This window comes from Halomonas sp. DQ26W (genome assembly GCF_003339685.1).
Taxonomy (GTDB): Bacteria; Pseudomonadota; Gammaproteobacteria; order Pseudomonadales; family Halomonadaceae; genus Halomonas.
Genome location: NZ_QPKI01000071.1, coordinates 1 through 969, shown reverse-complemented (window position 1 = coordinate 969; position 969 = coordinate 1). Strand labels below are relative to the sequence as shown.

Sequence of the window (969 nt, the reverse complement as noted above, 5' to 3'; positions counted from 1 at the left end):
AGGCTAGAGTGCAGGAGAGGAAGGTAGAATTCCCGGTGTAGCGGTGAAATGCGTAGAGATCGGGAGGAATACCAGTGGCGAAGGCGGCCTTCTGGACTGACACTGACACTGAGGTGCGAAAGCGTGGGTAGCAAACAGGATTAGATACCCTGGTAGTCCACGCCGTAAACGATGTCGACTAGCCGTTGGGTCCCTCGCGGACTTTGTGGCGCAGTTAACGCGATAAGTCGACCGCCTGGGGAGTACGGCCGCAAGGTTAAAACTCAAATGAATTGACGGGGGCCCGCACAAGCGGTGGAGCATGTGGTTTAATTCGATGCAACGCGAAGAACCTTACCTACCCTTGACATCCTGCGAACCCTTCGGAGACGAAGGGGTGCCTTCGGGAACGCAGAGACAGGTGCTGCATGGCTGTCGTCAGCTCGTGTTGTGAAATGTTGGGTTAAGTCCCGTAACGAGCGCAACCCTTGTCCTTATTTGCCAGCGGGTAATGCCGGGAACTCTAAGGAGACTGCCGGTGACAAACCGGAGGAAGGTGGGGACGACGTCAAGTCATCATGGCCCTTACGGGTAGGGCTACACACGTGCTACAATGGTCGGTACAAAGGGTTGCCAACTCGCGAGAGTGCGCTAATCCCATAAAGCCGATCTCAGTCCGGATCGGAGTCTGCAACTCGACTCCGTGAAGTCGGAATCGCTAGTAATCGTGAATCAGAATGTCACGGTGAATACGTTCCCGGGCCTTGTACACACCGCCCGTCACACCATGGGAGTGGACTGCACCAGAAGTGGTTAGCCTAACCTTCGGGAGGGCGATCACCACGGTGTGGTTCATGACTGGGGTGAAGTCGTAACAAGGTAGCCGTAGGGGAACCTGCGGCTGGATCACCTCCTTAAACGACGAATCACGCCTCGCGGCAAGTGCTCACAATGAATTACCTGATCGACCAGAGCAAAGACTGTTTGGGT

General features: G+C 55.4%; 1 rRNA gene. It reads left to right on the top strand.

The window, feature by feature from the left end:
* Positions 1–896: ribosomal RNA gene (locus DU490_RS16950) — 16S ribosomal RNA — on the top strand; the annotation flags it as partial.
* Positions 897–969: the final 73 nt, after the last annotated feature.